General features: G+C 74.2%; 10 protein-coding genes. 9 read left to right on the forward strand and 1 reads right to left on the reverse strand.

The annotated features are described in order from the left end of the window. The first annotated feature begins 85 nt into the window (after window positions 1-85). The 5 genes from EV284_RS09100 to nudC all read left to right on the forward strand — a co-directional run bounded on the left by EV284_RS09100 (window position 86) and on the right by nudC (window position 10,136). A complete protein-coding gene (locus tag EV284_RS09100; RefSeq protein ID WP_207228979.1) occupies window positions 86-457 on the forward strand; it encodes an MGMT family protein in 372 nt (123 codons plus the stop codon). Between the two features lie 157 nt (window positions 458-614). Then, the gene (locus EV284_RS09105; RefSeq protein WP_130332123.1) at window positions 615-4,124 is read left to right on the forward strand and encodes an ATP-dependent DNA helicase; all 3,510 of its coding nucleotides are present in this window, start codon (window positions 615-617) and stop codon (window positions 4,122-4,124) included. Window positions 4,125-4,209: 85 nt separating this feature from the next. After that, a complete protein-coding gene (locus EV284_RS09110; protein ID WP_130332125.1) occupies window positions 4,210-7,623 on the forward strand; it encodes an ATP-dependent DNA helicase in 3,414 nt (1,137 codons plus the stop codon). 10 nt (window positions 7,624-7,633) lie between these two features. Beyond that, the gene (locus EV284_RS09115) at window positions 7,634-9,040 is read left to right on the forward strand and encodes a dipeptidase (RefSeq protein WP_130332127.1); all 1,407 of its coding nucleotides are present in this window, start codon (window positions 7,634-7,636) and stop codon (window positions 9,038-9,040) included. Between the two features lie 151 nt (window positions 9,041-9,191). Continuing rightward, on the forward strand, window positions 9,192-10,136 hold the full coding sequence (gene nudC / locus EV284_RS09120; RefSeq protein WP_031181100.1) for an NAD(+) diphosphatase: 945 nt from the start codon (window positions 9,192-9,194) through the stop codon (window positions 10,134-10,136). A 60-nt stretch (window positions 10,137-10,196) separates the two neighbouring features. Here nudC and EV284_RS09125 read toward each other — a convergent pair whose 3' ends face one another. Beyond that, window positions 10,197-10,454 carry a mycoredoxin gene (locus EV284_RS09125; RefSeq protein WP_130332129.1) on the reverse strand — a complete coding sequence of 86 codons (258 nt, stop codon included), beginning with the start codon at window positions 10,452-10,454 and terminating at the stop codon, window positions 10,197-10,199. Between the two features lie 199 nt (window positions 10,455-10,653). Here EV284_RS09125 and EV284_RS09130 point away from each other — a divergent pair, with 199 nt between their 5' ends. The 4 genes from EV284_RS09130 to EV284_RS09145 all read left to right on the forward strand — a co-directional run bounded on the left by EV284_RS09130 (window position 10,654) and on the right by EV284_RS09145 (window position 14,225). Then, complete coding sequence (locus tag EV284_RS09130; RefSeq protein ID WP_207228980.1) at window positions 10,654-12,879, forward strand: ATP-dependent DNA helicase UvrD2; 2,226 nt, start codon at window positions 10,654-10,656, stop codon at window positions 12,877-12,879. Between the two features lie 141 nt (window positions 12,880-13,020). After that, window positions 13,021-13,341 carry a hypothetical protein gene (locus tag EV284_RS09135; RefSeq protein ID WP_165425489.1) on the forward strand — a complete coding sequence of 107 codons (321 nt, stop codon included), beginning with the start codon at window positions 13,021-13,023 and terminating at the stop codon, window positions 13,339-13,341. 177 nt (window positions 13,342-13,518) lie between these two features. Beyond that, window positions 13,519-13,887, forward strand: a complete 369-nt coding sequence (locus EV284_RS09140; protein WP_030807350.1) for a WhiB family transcriptional regulator — start codon at window positions 13,519-13,521, stop codon at window positions 13,885-13,887. After that, window positions 13,884-14,225 carry a hypothetical protein gene (locus EV284_RS09145; RefSeq protein ID WP_130332133.1) on the forward strand — a complete coding sequence of 114 codons (342 nt, stop codon included), beginning with the start codon at window positions 13,884-13,886 and terminating at the stop codon, window positions 14,223-14,225. The genes EV284_RS09140 and EV284_RS09145 overlap by 4 nt, the downstream gene beginning before the upstream one ends. Window positions 14,226-14,305: the final 80 nt, after the last annotated feature.

Here is a 14,305-nt window from a genome sequence, read left to right on the forward strand (position 1 = left end):
TGCGATCGGGCGGAAGTGCGGGCCCGTCCGGACACCCCTGGCCGGCCTCGTCCCATTGTCGTAGGCGTACGGCAGGATGGGATGGATGAGCGAGCAGAGCCCTGCCGGGGAGGGGCGCCCGGACGAACTTCCGGAGTACGCCGAGCGCGTGCTCGACGTGGCCGAGCGGATTCCGCCGGGCCGGGTGATGACCTACGGCGACGTCGCGGAGTGGCTGGAGGAGGGCGGACCGCGCCAGGTGGGCCGGGTCATGGCGCTGTACGGGGGCGCGGTGCCGTGGTGGCGCGTGGTGCGGGCCGACGGCACGCTGCTGCCCGGCCACGAGCTGCGCGCCCTCGACCGGTACCGGACCGAGGGCACCCCGCTGAAGCAGGCGTCCCGCGGCGCGGAGGGGCATCTGCCGCGCCTGGACATGAGACGGGCGCGCTGGGACGGGGACCCGGTGCACCACAGCTGAGGGCCCCCGGCAAGGGCCGCGGCTCACATCCGCTCGTACGGGGGACATCGGGCACGTCCCCGACATGACGTACGTTCGTTGAGGCGGACGCCCCGAGGCGCCCGCCCGCGTACGTCCCCACGACCACCCCGCACCACCACCAGGACCGGCGAACCACGTGAGCACCACCTCCTCCACGAGGCGCCTGCCGCACCCTCAGGGCCGGCAGGCGCCTCGTGGTGCCTACCGGCTGCTCCGCACCCCGCCCGTCCAGGCACCGCCGCCCCGCCCGGACGCCGCCCAGCGCGCGGTGATCGAGCACGGGAGCGGCCCGCTGCTCGTCCTCGCGGGGCCCGGCACCGGGAAGACCACGACCCTGGTGGAGTCCGTCGCCGCGCGCGTGGCCCGCGGCGGCGACCCCGAGCGCATCCTGGTGCTGACCTTCAGCCGCAAGGCCGCCGTCGAGCTGCGCGACCGGATGGCCCGGCGCATGGGCGCCGCCCGCGCGCCCCGCGCCACCACCTTCCACTCCTACTGCTACGCCCTGGTCCGCGCCCATCAGGACAGCGACCGGTTCGCCGAACCGCTGCGGCTGCTCTCCGGCCCCGAGCAGGACGTCACCGTGCGCGAGCTGCTCGCCGGGCAGCCCGAGCTGGAGCGGCTCGGGCTCACGCATGTCCGCTGGCCCGACGACCTGCGCGCCTGCCTGACCACGCGCGGCTTCGCCGACGAGGTCCGCGCGGTCCTCGCGCGCAGCCGCGAGCTGGGGCTCGCGCCCGGCGCGCTGGACGCCTTCGCGCGGCGCATCGGACGCCCCGACTGGCGCGCGGCCGCCGCCTTCCTCGCCGAGTACCTCGACGTGATCGACCTCCAGGGCGTCATCGACTACGCCGAACTCGTCCACCGCGCGGTGCTCCTCGCCCACCGTCCCGAGGCCGCCGAGCGCCTCGCCGCGTCCTACGACGCCGTGTACGTCGATGAGTACCAGGACACCGACCCCGCGCAGGTACGGCTGCTGCACGCGCTGGCCGGAGGCGGGCGCACCCTGGTCGCCCTCGGTGACCCCGACCAGTCGATCTACACCTTCCGGGGCGCCGACGTGAACGGCATCCTCGACTTCCCGGCCGCCTTCCCGCGCGCGGACGGCCGCCCCGCGCCCGTCGAGGTGCTGCGCACCTCCCGCCGCTCCGGGGCACACCTGCTGGACGCGACCCGCCGGATCACCCGGCGCATGCCGCTGTCCCAGCTCCCCGCCGACAAGCTCCGCGTCCACCGGGAGCCGACGGCGGTCCGCGCGGGCGGGCGCGTGGAGGTGTACACCTACCCGACCCCCGGCACCGAGCTGGACAACATCGCCGACATCGTCCGCCGCGCCCACCTCGAGGACGGCGTCCCGTGGAACGAGATGGCGATCCTCGTCCGCGCGGGCTCCCTCACCATCCCCACACTCCGCCGCGCCCTCACGGCGGCGGGCGTCCCCCTGGACATCGACGGCGACGACCTGCCCCTGCGCCACGAGCCGGCCGTCGCGCCCCTGCTGACGGCGCTGCGGGTGGTGGCGGAGGCGGAGGCGGGCCCCTCCGCCGGTGCGGCCGGGGCGGGAGCACCCCCGCCCGGTCCGGGGGCCGCTGACGCCGATCGGCCGGAGGGCCCGGCTTCCGAGGGGCGGCTGGATGCCGACGGCGCCGATGAGCCGGAGGCGTTCGCTGCCGACGAGCTGCTCGCGCCCGCGCCGGAGGCTGCCGACGACGCCGCTCAGCCGGACGCCCCCGCGGGCCCTTACGCCGAGTCCGCCCCGCAAACCGCCTCCACCCCCTGGCTGGACCCTGAAACCGCGATCACCCTCCTCTCCTCCCCGCTGGGCGGCATGGACGCCGCCGATCTCCGCAGGCTCGGCCGGGCCCTGCGCGAGGAGGAGCGGGCCGCCGGAGAGGCCCTGCCCGCCCCCTCCGACGTGCTCCTCGCGCGGGCGCTCGCGGAGCCCGAGCGGCTCGTCGCGCATGACCCCGCCTACGCGCGCGGGGCGCAGCGGCTGGGCGCGCTGCTGCGCAAGGCGCGCGTGTGCCTGGCCGAGGGCGGCACCGCCGAGGAGGCGCTGTGGGCGCTGTGGAACGGCACCCCCTGGCCCAGCAGGCTGGAGCGGTCCGCGCGGCGCGGGGGCGCTGCGGGCCGCAACGCCGACCGTGACCTGGACGCCGTCTGCGCCCTGTTCGCCACCGCCGCCCGCGCCGAGGAGCGCACCGGCGGACGCGGCACCCTGAACTTCCTGGAGGAGATCGCCGCCGAGGACATCGCCGCCGACACCCTCACCCGCCGCGCCGTCCGCCCCGACGCGGTGCGCCTGATGACCGCGCACCGCTCCAAGGGGCTGGAGTGGCGCCTGGTCGTCGTCGCGGGCGTGCAGGAGGGGCTCTGGCCCGACCTGCGCCGCCGGGGCTCCCTGCTGGAGGCCGACCGGATCGGCCGGGACGGCCTCGCCGAGCCGCTGACCCCGGGCGCCCTGCTCGCGGAGGAGCGCCGGCTGTTCTACGTGGCCGCCACACGCGCGCGGGACCGTCTGGTCGTCACCGCCGTGAAGGCACCGGCCGACGACGGCGACCAGCCGTCCCGTTTCCTGACCGAGCTGGGCGTCGAGCCCCGCGACGTCACCGGCCGCCCCCGCCGCCCGCTGGCGGTCGCCGCGCTCGTCGCCGAGCTGCGCGCCACCACCGTCGACCCGGACGTCTCGGAGGGGCTGCGGGACGCCGCCGCACGCCGGCTGGCGCGGCTCGCCGCCCTCGCCGACGAGGACGGCCGCCCGCTGGTGCCCGCCGCCCACCCCGACCGCTGGTGGGGGATGTACGAGCCGACCGCGAGCAAGGTGCCGCTGCGCGACCGGGACCAGCCCGTGGTGCTCTCCGGCAGCGCGCTGGACCAGCTCGCCAACACCTGCGCCCTCCAGTGGTTCCTGGGCCGGGAGGTGAAGGCCGACGCGCCCGCCACGGCCGCCCAGGGCTTCGGCAACGTGGTCCACGTCCTGGCCGACGAGGTCGCCTCCGGCCGTACCCCCGCCGACCTCGACGTCCTGATGGAACGCCTGGACTCGGTGTGGAACGCGCTCGCCTTCGACGCGCCCTGGAAGTCCGTCCAGGAGAAGGAGACCGCCCGCGCGGCGCTCGAACGCTTCCTGAACTGGCACGTCCTGGACCGCGCCACCCGTACGCCCATAGCCAGCGAGCGGGACTTCGACGTGACCCTGGAGGCCGGCGAGTACCAGGTCCGCATCCGGGGCCAGATGGACCGCGTCGAGACGGACAGCGACGGCCGGGCCTACGTCGTGGACTTCAAGACCGGCAAGAACGCCCCCACCGCCGGCGAGGTCGCCCGCCACCCCCAGCTCGCCGTCTATCAGCTCGCGGTGGCCGAGGGCGCGGTGGACGACGCCTTCGACGGCGAGCGCCCCGAACCCGGCGGCGCGGAACTCGTCCAGCTCCGGCAGGGCGCGGCGAAGAAGGACGGCGGCGAGACGCTCCCCAAGGTGCAGGCCCAGGAGCCGCTGGAGGGGGAGTGGGTCGGGGACCTGCTGGCCACGGCGGCCGGAAAGGTGCTGGACGAACGGTTCACCCCCACCACCGGCCAGCACTGCGCGCACTGCTCCTTCCGCGCCTCGTGCAGCGCCCGCCCCGAGGGACGGCACGTGGTGGAGTGACGTACGGCACCGCGGTACCTCGCTGACCTGCGCTTTCCACAGCCTGCGCGCCCGTCTGTCGGCGGTCGCCGCTAGCCTTCCCCGCATGCCCGCACACCTCACCGACCCCGAGCAGCTCAAAGAGCTGCTCGGCATCCCGTTCACCCCGGAGCAGACGGCCTGCATCATCGCGCCGCCCGCCCCGCAGGTGATCGTGGCCGGAGCCGGTTCGGGCAAGACCACCGTGATGGCCGCCCGCGTCGTCTGGCTGGTCGGCACCGGCCAGGTCGCCCCCGAGCAGGTGCTCGGCCTGACCTTCACCAACAAGGCGGCCGGCGAACTCGCCGAGCGCGTCCGCAAGGCGCTGATCAAGGCCGGGATCACCGACCCGGACGCGATCGACCCGGACAACCCGCCCGGCGAGCCCGTCATCTCGACGTACCACGCCTTCGCGGGGCGGCTGCTCACCGACCACGGTCTGCGCCTCGGCCTGGAGCCCAGCTCGCGGCTGCTCGCCGACGCCACCCGCTTCCAGCTCGCCGCCCGGGTGCTGCGCGAGGCGCCGGGCCCCTACCCGGCGCTGACCCGCTCCTTCGCCGACCTCGTCACCGACCTGCTCGCGCTCGACTCCGAGCTGTCCGAGCACCTGGTCGACCCCGAGGAACTCCGCGTCTGGGACGCCGGTCTGCTGACCACCCTGGACGGGATCAGGCTCAGCAACGCCGATCTGCGCAAGGTGCCCGAGACGCTCGCCGCGCGCGGGGAACTCGCCGGGCTCGTCCAGCGCTACCGGGCCGCCAAACGCGCCCGGGACCTGCTCGACTTCGGCGACCAGATCGCCCTGTCGGCCCGCCTCGCCCGCATCCCCGAGGTGGGCCGCCTGCTGCGCGAGGAGTTCCGGGTCGTCCTGCTGGACGAGTACCAGGACACCTCCGTCGCCCAGCGCGTCCTCCTCGCGGGCCTCTTCGGGCACGGCACCGGCCACCCCGTCACCGCCGTGGGCGACCCCTGCCAGGCCATCTACGGCTGGCGCGGCGCGTCCGTCGCCAACCTGGACGACTTCCCCGAGCACTTCGCCCGCGCCGACGGCGGCCCCGCCACCCGGCAGGCGCTCAGCGAGAACCGGCGCAGCGGCGGCCGCCTCCTCGACCTCGCCAACGGCCTCGCGGAGCCCCTGCGCGCCCTGCATGAAGGCGTGGAGGCGCTCCGTCCCGCCCCCGGCGCCGAGCGCGACGGCCTGGTCCGCTGCGCCCTGCTGCCGACCCACGCCGAGGAGATCGGCTGGCTCGCCGACTCCCTCGCCCACCTGGTGCGCACCGGCACCCCGCCCGGCGAGATCGCCGTCCTGTGCCGCACCGCGACCGACTTCGCGGAGATCCAGGGCGCGCTGGTGGCCCGCGACGTGCCCGTGGAGGTCGTCGGGCTGTCCGGGCTGCTGCACCTGCCCGAGGTCGCCGACCTGGTCGCCGTCTGCGAGGTGCTCCAGGACCCCGGCGCCAACGCGGCCCTGGTCCGCCTGCTCACCGGCCCGCGCTGGCGCATCGGCCCGCGCGACCTGGCCCTGCTCGGCCGCCGCGCCCGGCTGCTCGTCGCCCACGCGCGCGTGGACGGCGCCGACGACCCCGACCGCAGGCTCGCCGAGGCCGTCGAGGGCGTCGATCCCTCCGAGGTCACCTCGCTCGCGGACGCCCTGGACACCTTCCTGGAGACCTCCTTCGGCACCGAGGGGTACGACGACGACCTGCCCTTCTCCCCGGACGCGCGCGTGCGTTTCGCCCGCCTCGCCGCCGAACTGCGCGACCTGCGCCGCAGCCTCTCCGACCCGCTGATGGACGTGCTGCACCGGGTGCTCGCCGTCACCGGCCTGGAGGTCGAGCTGTCGGCGTCCCCGCACGCGCTGGCCGCCCGCCGCCGCGAGACCCTGTCCAACTTCCTCGACGTGGCCGCCTCCTTCGCGGCCGGTGACGGGGAGGCCACCCTGCTCGCCTTCCTCGCCTTCCTGCGCACGGCCGCCCAGTACGAGAAGGGGCTCGACAACGCGCTGCCCGGCGGCGAGAACACCGTCAAGGTCCTCACCGCGCACAAGTCCAAGGGGCTGGAGTGGGACGTGGTCGCCGTCCCCGGCCTGGTCAAGGGCACCTTCCCCAGCGCCCAGGGGCGTGAGAAGTGGACCGCGCAGGCCAAGGTGCTCCCGCACGCCCTGCGCGGCGACACCGCCACGCTGCCCGACGTCGCCTCCTGGGACGCCAAGGGCATCAAGGGCTTCCAGGAGGCGATGAAGGAACACCAGCTCACCGAGGAGCTGCGCCTCGGCTACGTCACCTTCACCCGCCCCCGCTCCCTCCTGCTCGGCTCCGGCCACTGGTGGGGCCCCAGCCAGAAGAAGCCGCGCGGCCCCTCCGACTTCCTCCAGGCCCTGCACGACCACTGCGCCGCCGGGTACGGCGAGATCGAGGTGTGGGCGGACGCCCCCGAGGAGGGCGAGGAGAACCCCGCCCTGCACACCGCCGACGCCGGCCAGGCGTGGCCGCTGCCCCTGGACGCCACCGCCTTCGAACGCCGTCGCCGGGCCGCCCGCACCGTCCGCGCCCACCTCCAGGCTCCGCCCACCGCCGCCCCGGTCCCCTACGACGACCCCGAGTGGCCCGCCGAGCCCCCGGAGGACGGGGAGCCGTACGACGCCTTCGAGGAGCCCGGCGCCCGGGACTTCCTGAGCGGGGAGGGGGCCGCCCTGCCCGTGCCGCACCAGGCGTCCGCCCCCGAGCCGCTCACCCCGGAGGAGGCCCGCGCGGTCGCCTCCTGGGACCGCGACCTCGACGCCCTCGCCGGGGAACTGATGCGCGCCCGGCGCGGTGTCGTCGACGTACCGCTGCCCGCCGTCCTCACCGCCACCCAGATGCTCCGGCTGGCCGAGGACCCCGACGGCCTCGCGCAGGAGCTCGCGCGCCCCATGCCGCGTCCCCCGCAGCCGGCCGCACGCCGCGGCACCCGCTTCCACGCCTGGGTGGAGTCCCGCTACGAGGAGCTGACGCTGCCCCTGCTGGAACCGGACGACCTGCCCGGCACCGACGCCGAGATCGCCGACGAGGCCGACCTCGAAGCCCTCAAGGAGGCCTTCGAGCGCACCGAGTACGCCCGGCGCACCCCGTACCGGGTCGAGGTCCCCGTACAGCTGACCCTCGCCGGGCGAGTGGTACGCGGCCGGATCGACGCCGTCTACAAGGACGGCGAGGGCGCGGACGCCACGTACGAGATCCTCGACTGGAAGACCGGCCGCACGCGCGGGGCCGACCCGCTCCAGCTCGCCGTCTACCGGCTGGCCTGGGCCGAGCAGCAGGGCATCCCGCCCGAATCGGTCACGGCCGCGTTCCTGTACGTGCGCACCGGCGAGGTCGACCGTCCGGACCCGCTGCCCGGCCGGGAGGAGCTGGCGCGACTGCTCGAAGGGGAACGAAACGGGGCGACGGGGACGCCCGGGTGTGACGAACCGCCCGCCGAGGATGTCCGCGCGGGCCGATAGGCTCGTGAGCATGAGCCAGACCCCGGACAGCGCCGTCCACGCGTACATCGAACGACACCGCGCCGCCTTCCTCGACGACCTCGCCGCCTGGCTGCGCATCCCGTCCGTGTCCGCCCAGCCGGAACACGCCCCCGATGTCCGCCGCAGCGCCGACTGGCTCGCCGCGAAACTCACCGGGACCGGCTTCCCGGTGGCCGAGGTCTGGCCCACCCCCGGCGCCCCGGCCGTCTACGCCGAATGGCCCTCGGACGACCCCGACGCCCCCACCGTGCTGGTCTACGGCCACCACGACGTGCAGCCCGCCGCCCGCGAGGACGGCTGGGACACCGATCCCTTCGAGCCCGTCGTCCGGGGGAACCGCCTCCACGCGCGCGGTGCCGCCGACGACAAGGGCCAGGTGTTCTTCCACACACTCGGCGTCCGCGCCCACCTCGCCGCGACCGGCCGTACCGCGCCCGCCGTCAACCTCAAGCTGCTGATCGAGGGCGAGGAGGAGTCGGGCTCCCCGAACTTCCGCGCCCTGGTCGAGGAGCACGCCGGCCGGCTCGCCGCCGACGCCGTGATCGTCTCCGACACCGGCATGTGGTCCGAGGACACCCCCACGGTCTGCACGGGCATGCGCGGTCTCGCCGAGTGCGAGATCCGGCTGTACGGCCCCGACCAGGACATCCACTCCGGTTCCTTCGGCGGCGCCGTGCCCAACCCCGCCACCGCCGCCGCCCGCCTGGTCGCCGCCCTCCACGACGAACAGGGGCGCGTGGCCGTGCCCGGCTTCTACGACGGTGTCGTGGAGCTGACTGAGCGCGAGCGCGCCCTCTTCGCCGAACTGCCCTTCGACGAGTCCGAGTGGCTGCGCACCGCCAAGTCGCACGCGGCCCACGGCGAGGCCGGGTACAGCACCCTGGAGCGCGTCTGGGCCCGCCCGACCGCCGAGGTCAACGGCATCGGCGGCGGCTACCAGGGCGCCGGCAGCAAGACGATCATCCCCTCCTCGGCCGTGGTGAAGCTGTCCTTCCGGCTGGTCGCCGGCCAGGACCTCGGCGCCGTCGAGAAGGCCGTGCACGACTGGGCCGAGCGGCAGGCGCCCGCCGGAATCCGGCTGGAGATCGACTTCAGCCCGGGTACGCGCCCGTGCCTCACCCCGCTCGACCACCCCGCTCTGCAGTCCGTCGCCCGCGCGATGGGCCGCGCCTTCGGCACGACCGTGCGCTTCACCCGGGAAGGAGGCTCCGGCCCCGCCGCCGACCTCCAGGAGGTGCTCGGCGCCCCGGTCCTCTTCCTCGGCATCTCCGTCCCCTCCGACGGCTGGCACGCCCCCAACGAGAAGGTCGAGCTGGACCTGCTCTTCAAGGGCGTCGAGACCAGCGCCCACCTGTGGAGCGACCTCGCCGAGAACTGGCGCCCCGCACCCCGCTGAACAGCCGCCGTTGGGGAACGGCACCGCGCGCCGGGCACACTGGAAGGACCGCCCGGCCCGGCCGCCCCCGCCCGGCCGCGGTGCCCCTGACCCGTGTCCCGCCGAACCGCCCGCCGAACCGACCGTTCCATTGGGGGAGTTGGAAGCACCAGTGACCACCCGGACCGACCACACCGCTGACCGACCCATCTCGCTCACCGCCCCGAGCGGCATCGACCGAGCCGCCCACCACCGGCTCGACGAAGCCTGGCTCGCGGCGGCGTGGAGCCACCCCACGACCCGCTGCTTCGTGGTCTCCGGCGGCCAGGTGCTCATCGACGAGACGCCCGACGGGCGCACCGAACTCGTCATGACCCCCTCCTTCGAGGCCCCCCTCACCGAGGCCCACCGCTACTTCCTGGGCGAGGACGAGGACGGAGTCAGCTACTTCGCACTCCAGAAGGACTCCCTGCCCGGCCGCATCGACCAGTCCGCGCGCCCCGCCGGACTGCGCGAGGCGGGCCTGCTGCTCTCCCCGCGCGACGCCGGACTGATGGTCCACGCGGTCGGCCTGGAGAACTGGCAGCGCACCCACCGCTTCTGCTCCCGCTGCGGCGAGCGCACCGTCATCGCCGCCGCCGGGCACATCCGGCGCTGCCCGGCCTGCGGCGCCGAGCACTACCCGCGCACCGACCCGGCGGTGATCATGGCGGTCACCGACGGCCAGGACCGCATCCTGCTCGGCCGCCAGGTGCACTGGCCCGAGGGCCGCTTCTCCACGCTGGCCGGGTTCGTCGAGCCTGGCGAGTCCATCGAGCAGTCGGTGCGCCGCGAGGTCTTCGAGGAAGCGGGCATCACGGTCGGCGAGGTCGAGTACGTCGCCAGCCAGCCCTGGCCGTTCCCCTCCAGCCTGATGCTGGGCTTCTTCGCCCACGCCACCTCCACCGAGATCGACGCCGACGGCGAGGAGATCGAGGAGGCCCGCTGGTTCTCCCGCGACGAGCTGGGCGCCGCCTTCGAGTCCGGTGAGGTGCTGCCGCCCTACGGCATCTCCATCGCCGCCCGGCTGATCGAGATGTGGTACGGCAAGCCGCTGCCGACCCGGAGCGCCTTCTAGACGCGGGAAACCCCGGCCGCCCTGGGTACGGGCGACCGGGGTTTCCGGCGGTGTCGGGGATCAGGCGGTGAGCGCCTGCTTCACCTGGGCGAGGCTCGGGTTGGTCATGACGACCTCGGAGCCGCCCCCGGCGGGCACGACGCGCACGGTCGGCACCGTCTGGTTGCCGTCGTTCGCCTTCTCCACGAACGCGGCGGACTCCGGGTCGTGCTCGATGTTGATCTCGGTGAAGGGGATGCCCTCCCGGTCGAGCTGGCCCTTCAGCCGGCGGCAGTATCCGCACCAAGTCGTGCTGTACATCGTCACAGTGCCCTGCATGTCTCGCGCTCCTCAGGCGGCCGGGGGGTTACGTCCTACGTCGTGCACTGGGCCAACGCGGGAGACCCGACGCGCATTCCCGCGGATGTGACGCCCGCCGCACGCGGCCGCTGTGACACCCGCCGCATTAAAACGACTATCGGGGCCCGCCTGTGGACAACCGACGCGATGGTCCCGGCCGACCTGGCAGCATGGCCATGTGACAGCAGCAACGCCCTCCCCTCTCTTCCCGCGGACCCCGGACTCGGCCGACGCGGTGCTCGAAGGGCTCGACCCCGAGCAGCGCGAGGTCGCCACCGCCCTGCACGGGCCGGTGTGCGTCCTGGCCGGAGCGGGCACGGGCAAGACCCGCGCGATCACCCACCGCATCGCGTACGGGGTGCGCTCGGGCCTCCTGACGCCCTCCAGCGTGCTCGCCGTCACCTTCACCAACCGCGCCGCGGGCGAGATGCGCGGCCGGCTCCGCCAGCTCGGCGCCCAGGGCGTGCAGGCCCGCACCTTCCACTCCGCCGCGCTCCGCCAGCTCCAGTACTTCTGGCCGAAAGCGATCGGCGGCGGGCTGCCCCGGCTGGTCGACCGCAAGATCCAGCTGGTCGCCGACGCGGCCGTCGCCTGCGGTCTCCGCCTGGACCGGGGCGAGCTGCGGGACGCCACCGCCGAGATCGAGTGGTGCAAGGTCACCCAGACCGTCCCCGCCGACTATCCGTACGCGGCCGTGAAGGCGGGCCGGGAGACCCCGCGCGACCCGGCCGAGATCTCCCACCTCTACGCGGCCTACGAGAACCTCAAGCGCGACCGCGCCGTCATCGACTTCGAGGACGTGCTGCTGTTGACCGTCGCCGTCCTCCAGGACCGGCACGACATCGCCGACCAGGTGCGCGCCCAGTACCAGCACTTCGTCGTGGACGAGTACCAGGACGTCAGCCCGCTCCAGCAGCGGCTGCTCGAACTCTGGCTCGGCGACCGTGACAGCCTGTGCGTCGTCGGCGACGCCAGCCAGACCATCTACTCGTTCACGGGAGCAACCCCCGACCATCTCCTCGACTTCCGGCTCCGCCACCCCGGCGCCACCGTGGTCAAGCTGGTCCGGGACTACCGCTCCACCCCCCAGGTGGTCCGCCTCGCCAACGGGCTGCTCGCCCAGGCCCACGGCCGCGCCGCCGACCACCGGCTGGAACTCGTCTCCCAGCGCGCCCAGGGGCCGGAACCCGTCTACACCGAGTACACCGACGAGCCCGCCGAGGCCGAGGGTGCCGCCCGCCGCATCCGCGAGCTGATCGCCGCCGGGACCCCGGCCGCCGAGATCGCCGTACTGTTCCGCACCAATTCCCAGTCCGAGACCTACGAACAGGCCTTGGCCGACGCCGGCGTCCCCTATCAGCTGCGCGGCGCCGAGCGCTTCTTCGACCGGCCGGAGGTGCGCAAGGCGAGTGTCGCCCTGCGCGCCGCCGCCCGCTTCGGCAACAACGACTCCCTGCTGGACGAGGCGGTCGACCTGCCCTCCCAGGTCCGCGCCGTGCTCTCCGGCGAGGGCTGGAGCAGCGAGCCCCCGGCCGGTTCCGGCGCCGTCCGCGAACGCTGGGAGTCGCTGGCCGCGCTGGTCGCCCTCGCCCACGACTTCGCCGCCGCCCATCCCAAGGCCACCCTGAGCGACCTGGTCGCGGAGCTGGACGAGCGGGCGACCGCCCAGCACGCCCCGACCGTCCAGGGCGTCACCCTCGCCTCGCTGCACGCGGCCAAGGGCCTGGAGTGGGACGCCGTCTTCCTGGTCGGCGTCGCGGAGGGCATGCTGCCGATCACCTACGCCAAAACCGACGAGCAGATCGAGGAGGAACGCCGCCTCCTCTACGTCGGTGTCACCCGCGCGCGGGAACGGCTCCACCTCTCCTGGTCGCTCGCCCGCTCGCCCGGCGGCCGGGCGGGCCGCAGGCCGAGCCGCTTCCTCGACGGACTGCGGCCCGGCTCCACCGCCACCGTCGGCCGCGCGGCGACCGGCACCGGCGGCGTCGAGCGCGGCACCCTCGGCGGCCTCCCGGCCGCTCCCCGGCGCGCCCAGCGCAGCCCGGCCCGCTGCCGGGTCTGCGGGCGCACCCTCACCGACGCCGGCGAGATGAAACTGATGCGCTGCGAGGACTGCCCCTCCGACATGGACGAGGGCCTGTACGAGCGGCTGCGGGAGTGGCGGGCGGTGGAGGCGGGACAGAGCGGGCAGCCGGACTTCTGCGTCTTCACCGACCGCACCCTGATGGCCATCGCCGAGACCCGCCCCGACTGCGCGGCCGAACTCTCCCGCATCCCCGGCGTCCTGGACCGCAAGCTGCGCCGCTACGGCACCGACGTACTGGCCATCTGCGCAGGCCAGGAGGTCGGCACCGGCCCGGCCCACGCGGCCGGGACCACTGATCGGAACTCGTCGCAAAAATAGTTTGCGCCCGCGCCAGGAATCCCCATAGGTTCTAGGCACGGAAACGGCGGCCTTCTCGAAGGCTGCGAATCCGTGCTGTACTTCCCTATCCGAGGACCGATTCACCCCGGTCCCCCGAGACGCCGAAAGGAGGCGAGCCCAGTGATCAGCATCGAGACCATCATCACCAGCCCGGTCAACATGACCGATCGTCCGGCCGTCTCCCTGTGCATGCTCGGCGCGCCCTCCCAGGGCACCGGTCTGTCCGGCATTCGTGCCGCCCGTCCGGCCTCCTCGCTGCTCTCCGCGGACCTCCCTGTCCGTGAGCGCAATGAGCGACCGACCAAGGCACTGGCAGCGGTAGAGGCACAGGCGCAGGGCGCCTATGCCTTCGCGGCGGCCGGTGCCGGATTCCGCAAGCAGACGCAGCACCACCAGATGTGGGCCTTCCGTGGGCCAGAACCCTGGAGTGATCCAGCCTGATCGCCGATCAGGCAGGCGCCTTCAGGGCCGCGGAACCCCATCCGGGAACCGCGGCCCTTCTGTTTTCCCCGAACAGGGAGAACACCCCCGAAGACGCCTCGGGACAACAAAAGAGAACCCGGTACCCAGCCGACACCCGGTGACCCGACCGGAACGACCAGACGAGGAAAACACCCCGTGCAACTCGAAGCGCACGCCCCGTCAGTACCGCCTTCACAAGCGATCACTCAGCTCGGCTCCACGGAGGACCCCGCCTTGCTCCCCCTCACCGCGCTCACCGCGCTCGACGACGCCATCGAGAACCTCGGCGTGCCCGTCCCCTGCCGTTCCTACGACCCGGAGGTCTTCTTCGCCGAGTCGCCGGCCGATGTCGAGTACGCCAAGTCGCTCTGCCGCACCTGCCCGCTGGTCGAGGCCTGCCTCGCGGGGGCCAAGGAGCGCCGGGAGCCCTGGGGCGTCTGGGGCGGGGAGCTGTTCGTCCAGGGTGTCGTCGTCGCCCGGAAGCGACCGCGTGGCCGCCCGCGCAAGAACCCGGTCACGGCATGAACGTCGCACGCACGCACCCCGCTGGAACGATCGACCGTCCCCTCACGTACGACCCCAAGAAGCAGGCCCCGATGAAGCCGTCCACCAGCGAGCCCACCGGCTCGGCGACCCCAGACCTCGGTACCCACGGCGTGACAGGCTCGCGCCAGACGAACAGGACCCGCGAAATGCAACTCATCCCAGAAGCCCTGGCTCGTGCGCATATGCACGAGCGCCTGCACGACGCCCAGCGGGAGCGCCGGGCCATGAGCCTGGCCACCGCCCGGCGGATGCAGCGCCGGGCGGAGCGCGCCTCCCTGCGTGCCCGCCGTGCGCTCGCCGCCGCCGTCATGCAGTAGGCGCCGCCCTCGACGCGCACTGAGCGCACCCACCCGAAGCGGTGGCCTCCCGGTTCAGGGAGGCGAAGTCTTCCCCTCGG

This window comes from Streptomyces sp. BK022 (genome assembly GCF_004217355.1).
GTDB classification, from domain to species: domain Bacteria; phylum Actinomycetota; class Actinomycetes; order Streptomycetales; family Streptomycetaceae; genus Streptomyces; species Streptomyces griseoluteus.

Coding starts and splice junctions, on each gene's coding strand:
- EV284_RS09100 (WP_207228979.1), top strand. CDS start 86: ATGAGCGAGCAGAGCCCTGCCGGGGAGGGGCGCCCGGACGAACTTCCG.
- EV284_RS09110 (WP_130332125.1), top strand. CDS start 4,210: ATGCCCGCACACCTCACCGACCCCGAGCAGCTCAAAGAGCTGCTCGGC.
- EV284_RS09115 (WP_130332127.1), top strand. CDS start 7,634: ATGAGCCAGACCCCGGACAGCGCCGTCCACGCGTACATCGAACGACAC.
- EV284_RS09125 (WP_130332129.1), bottom strand. CDS start 10,454: ATGCAGGGCACTGTGACGATGTACAGCACGACTTGGTGCGGATACTGC.
- EV284_RS09145 (WP_130332133.1), top strand. CDS start 13,884: ATGAACGTCGCACGCACGCACCCCGCTGGAACGATCGACCGTCCCCTC.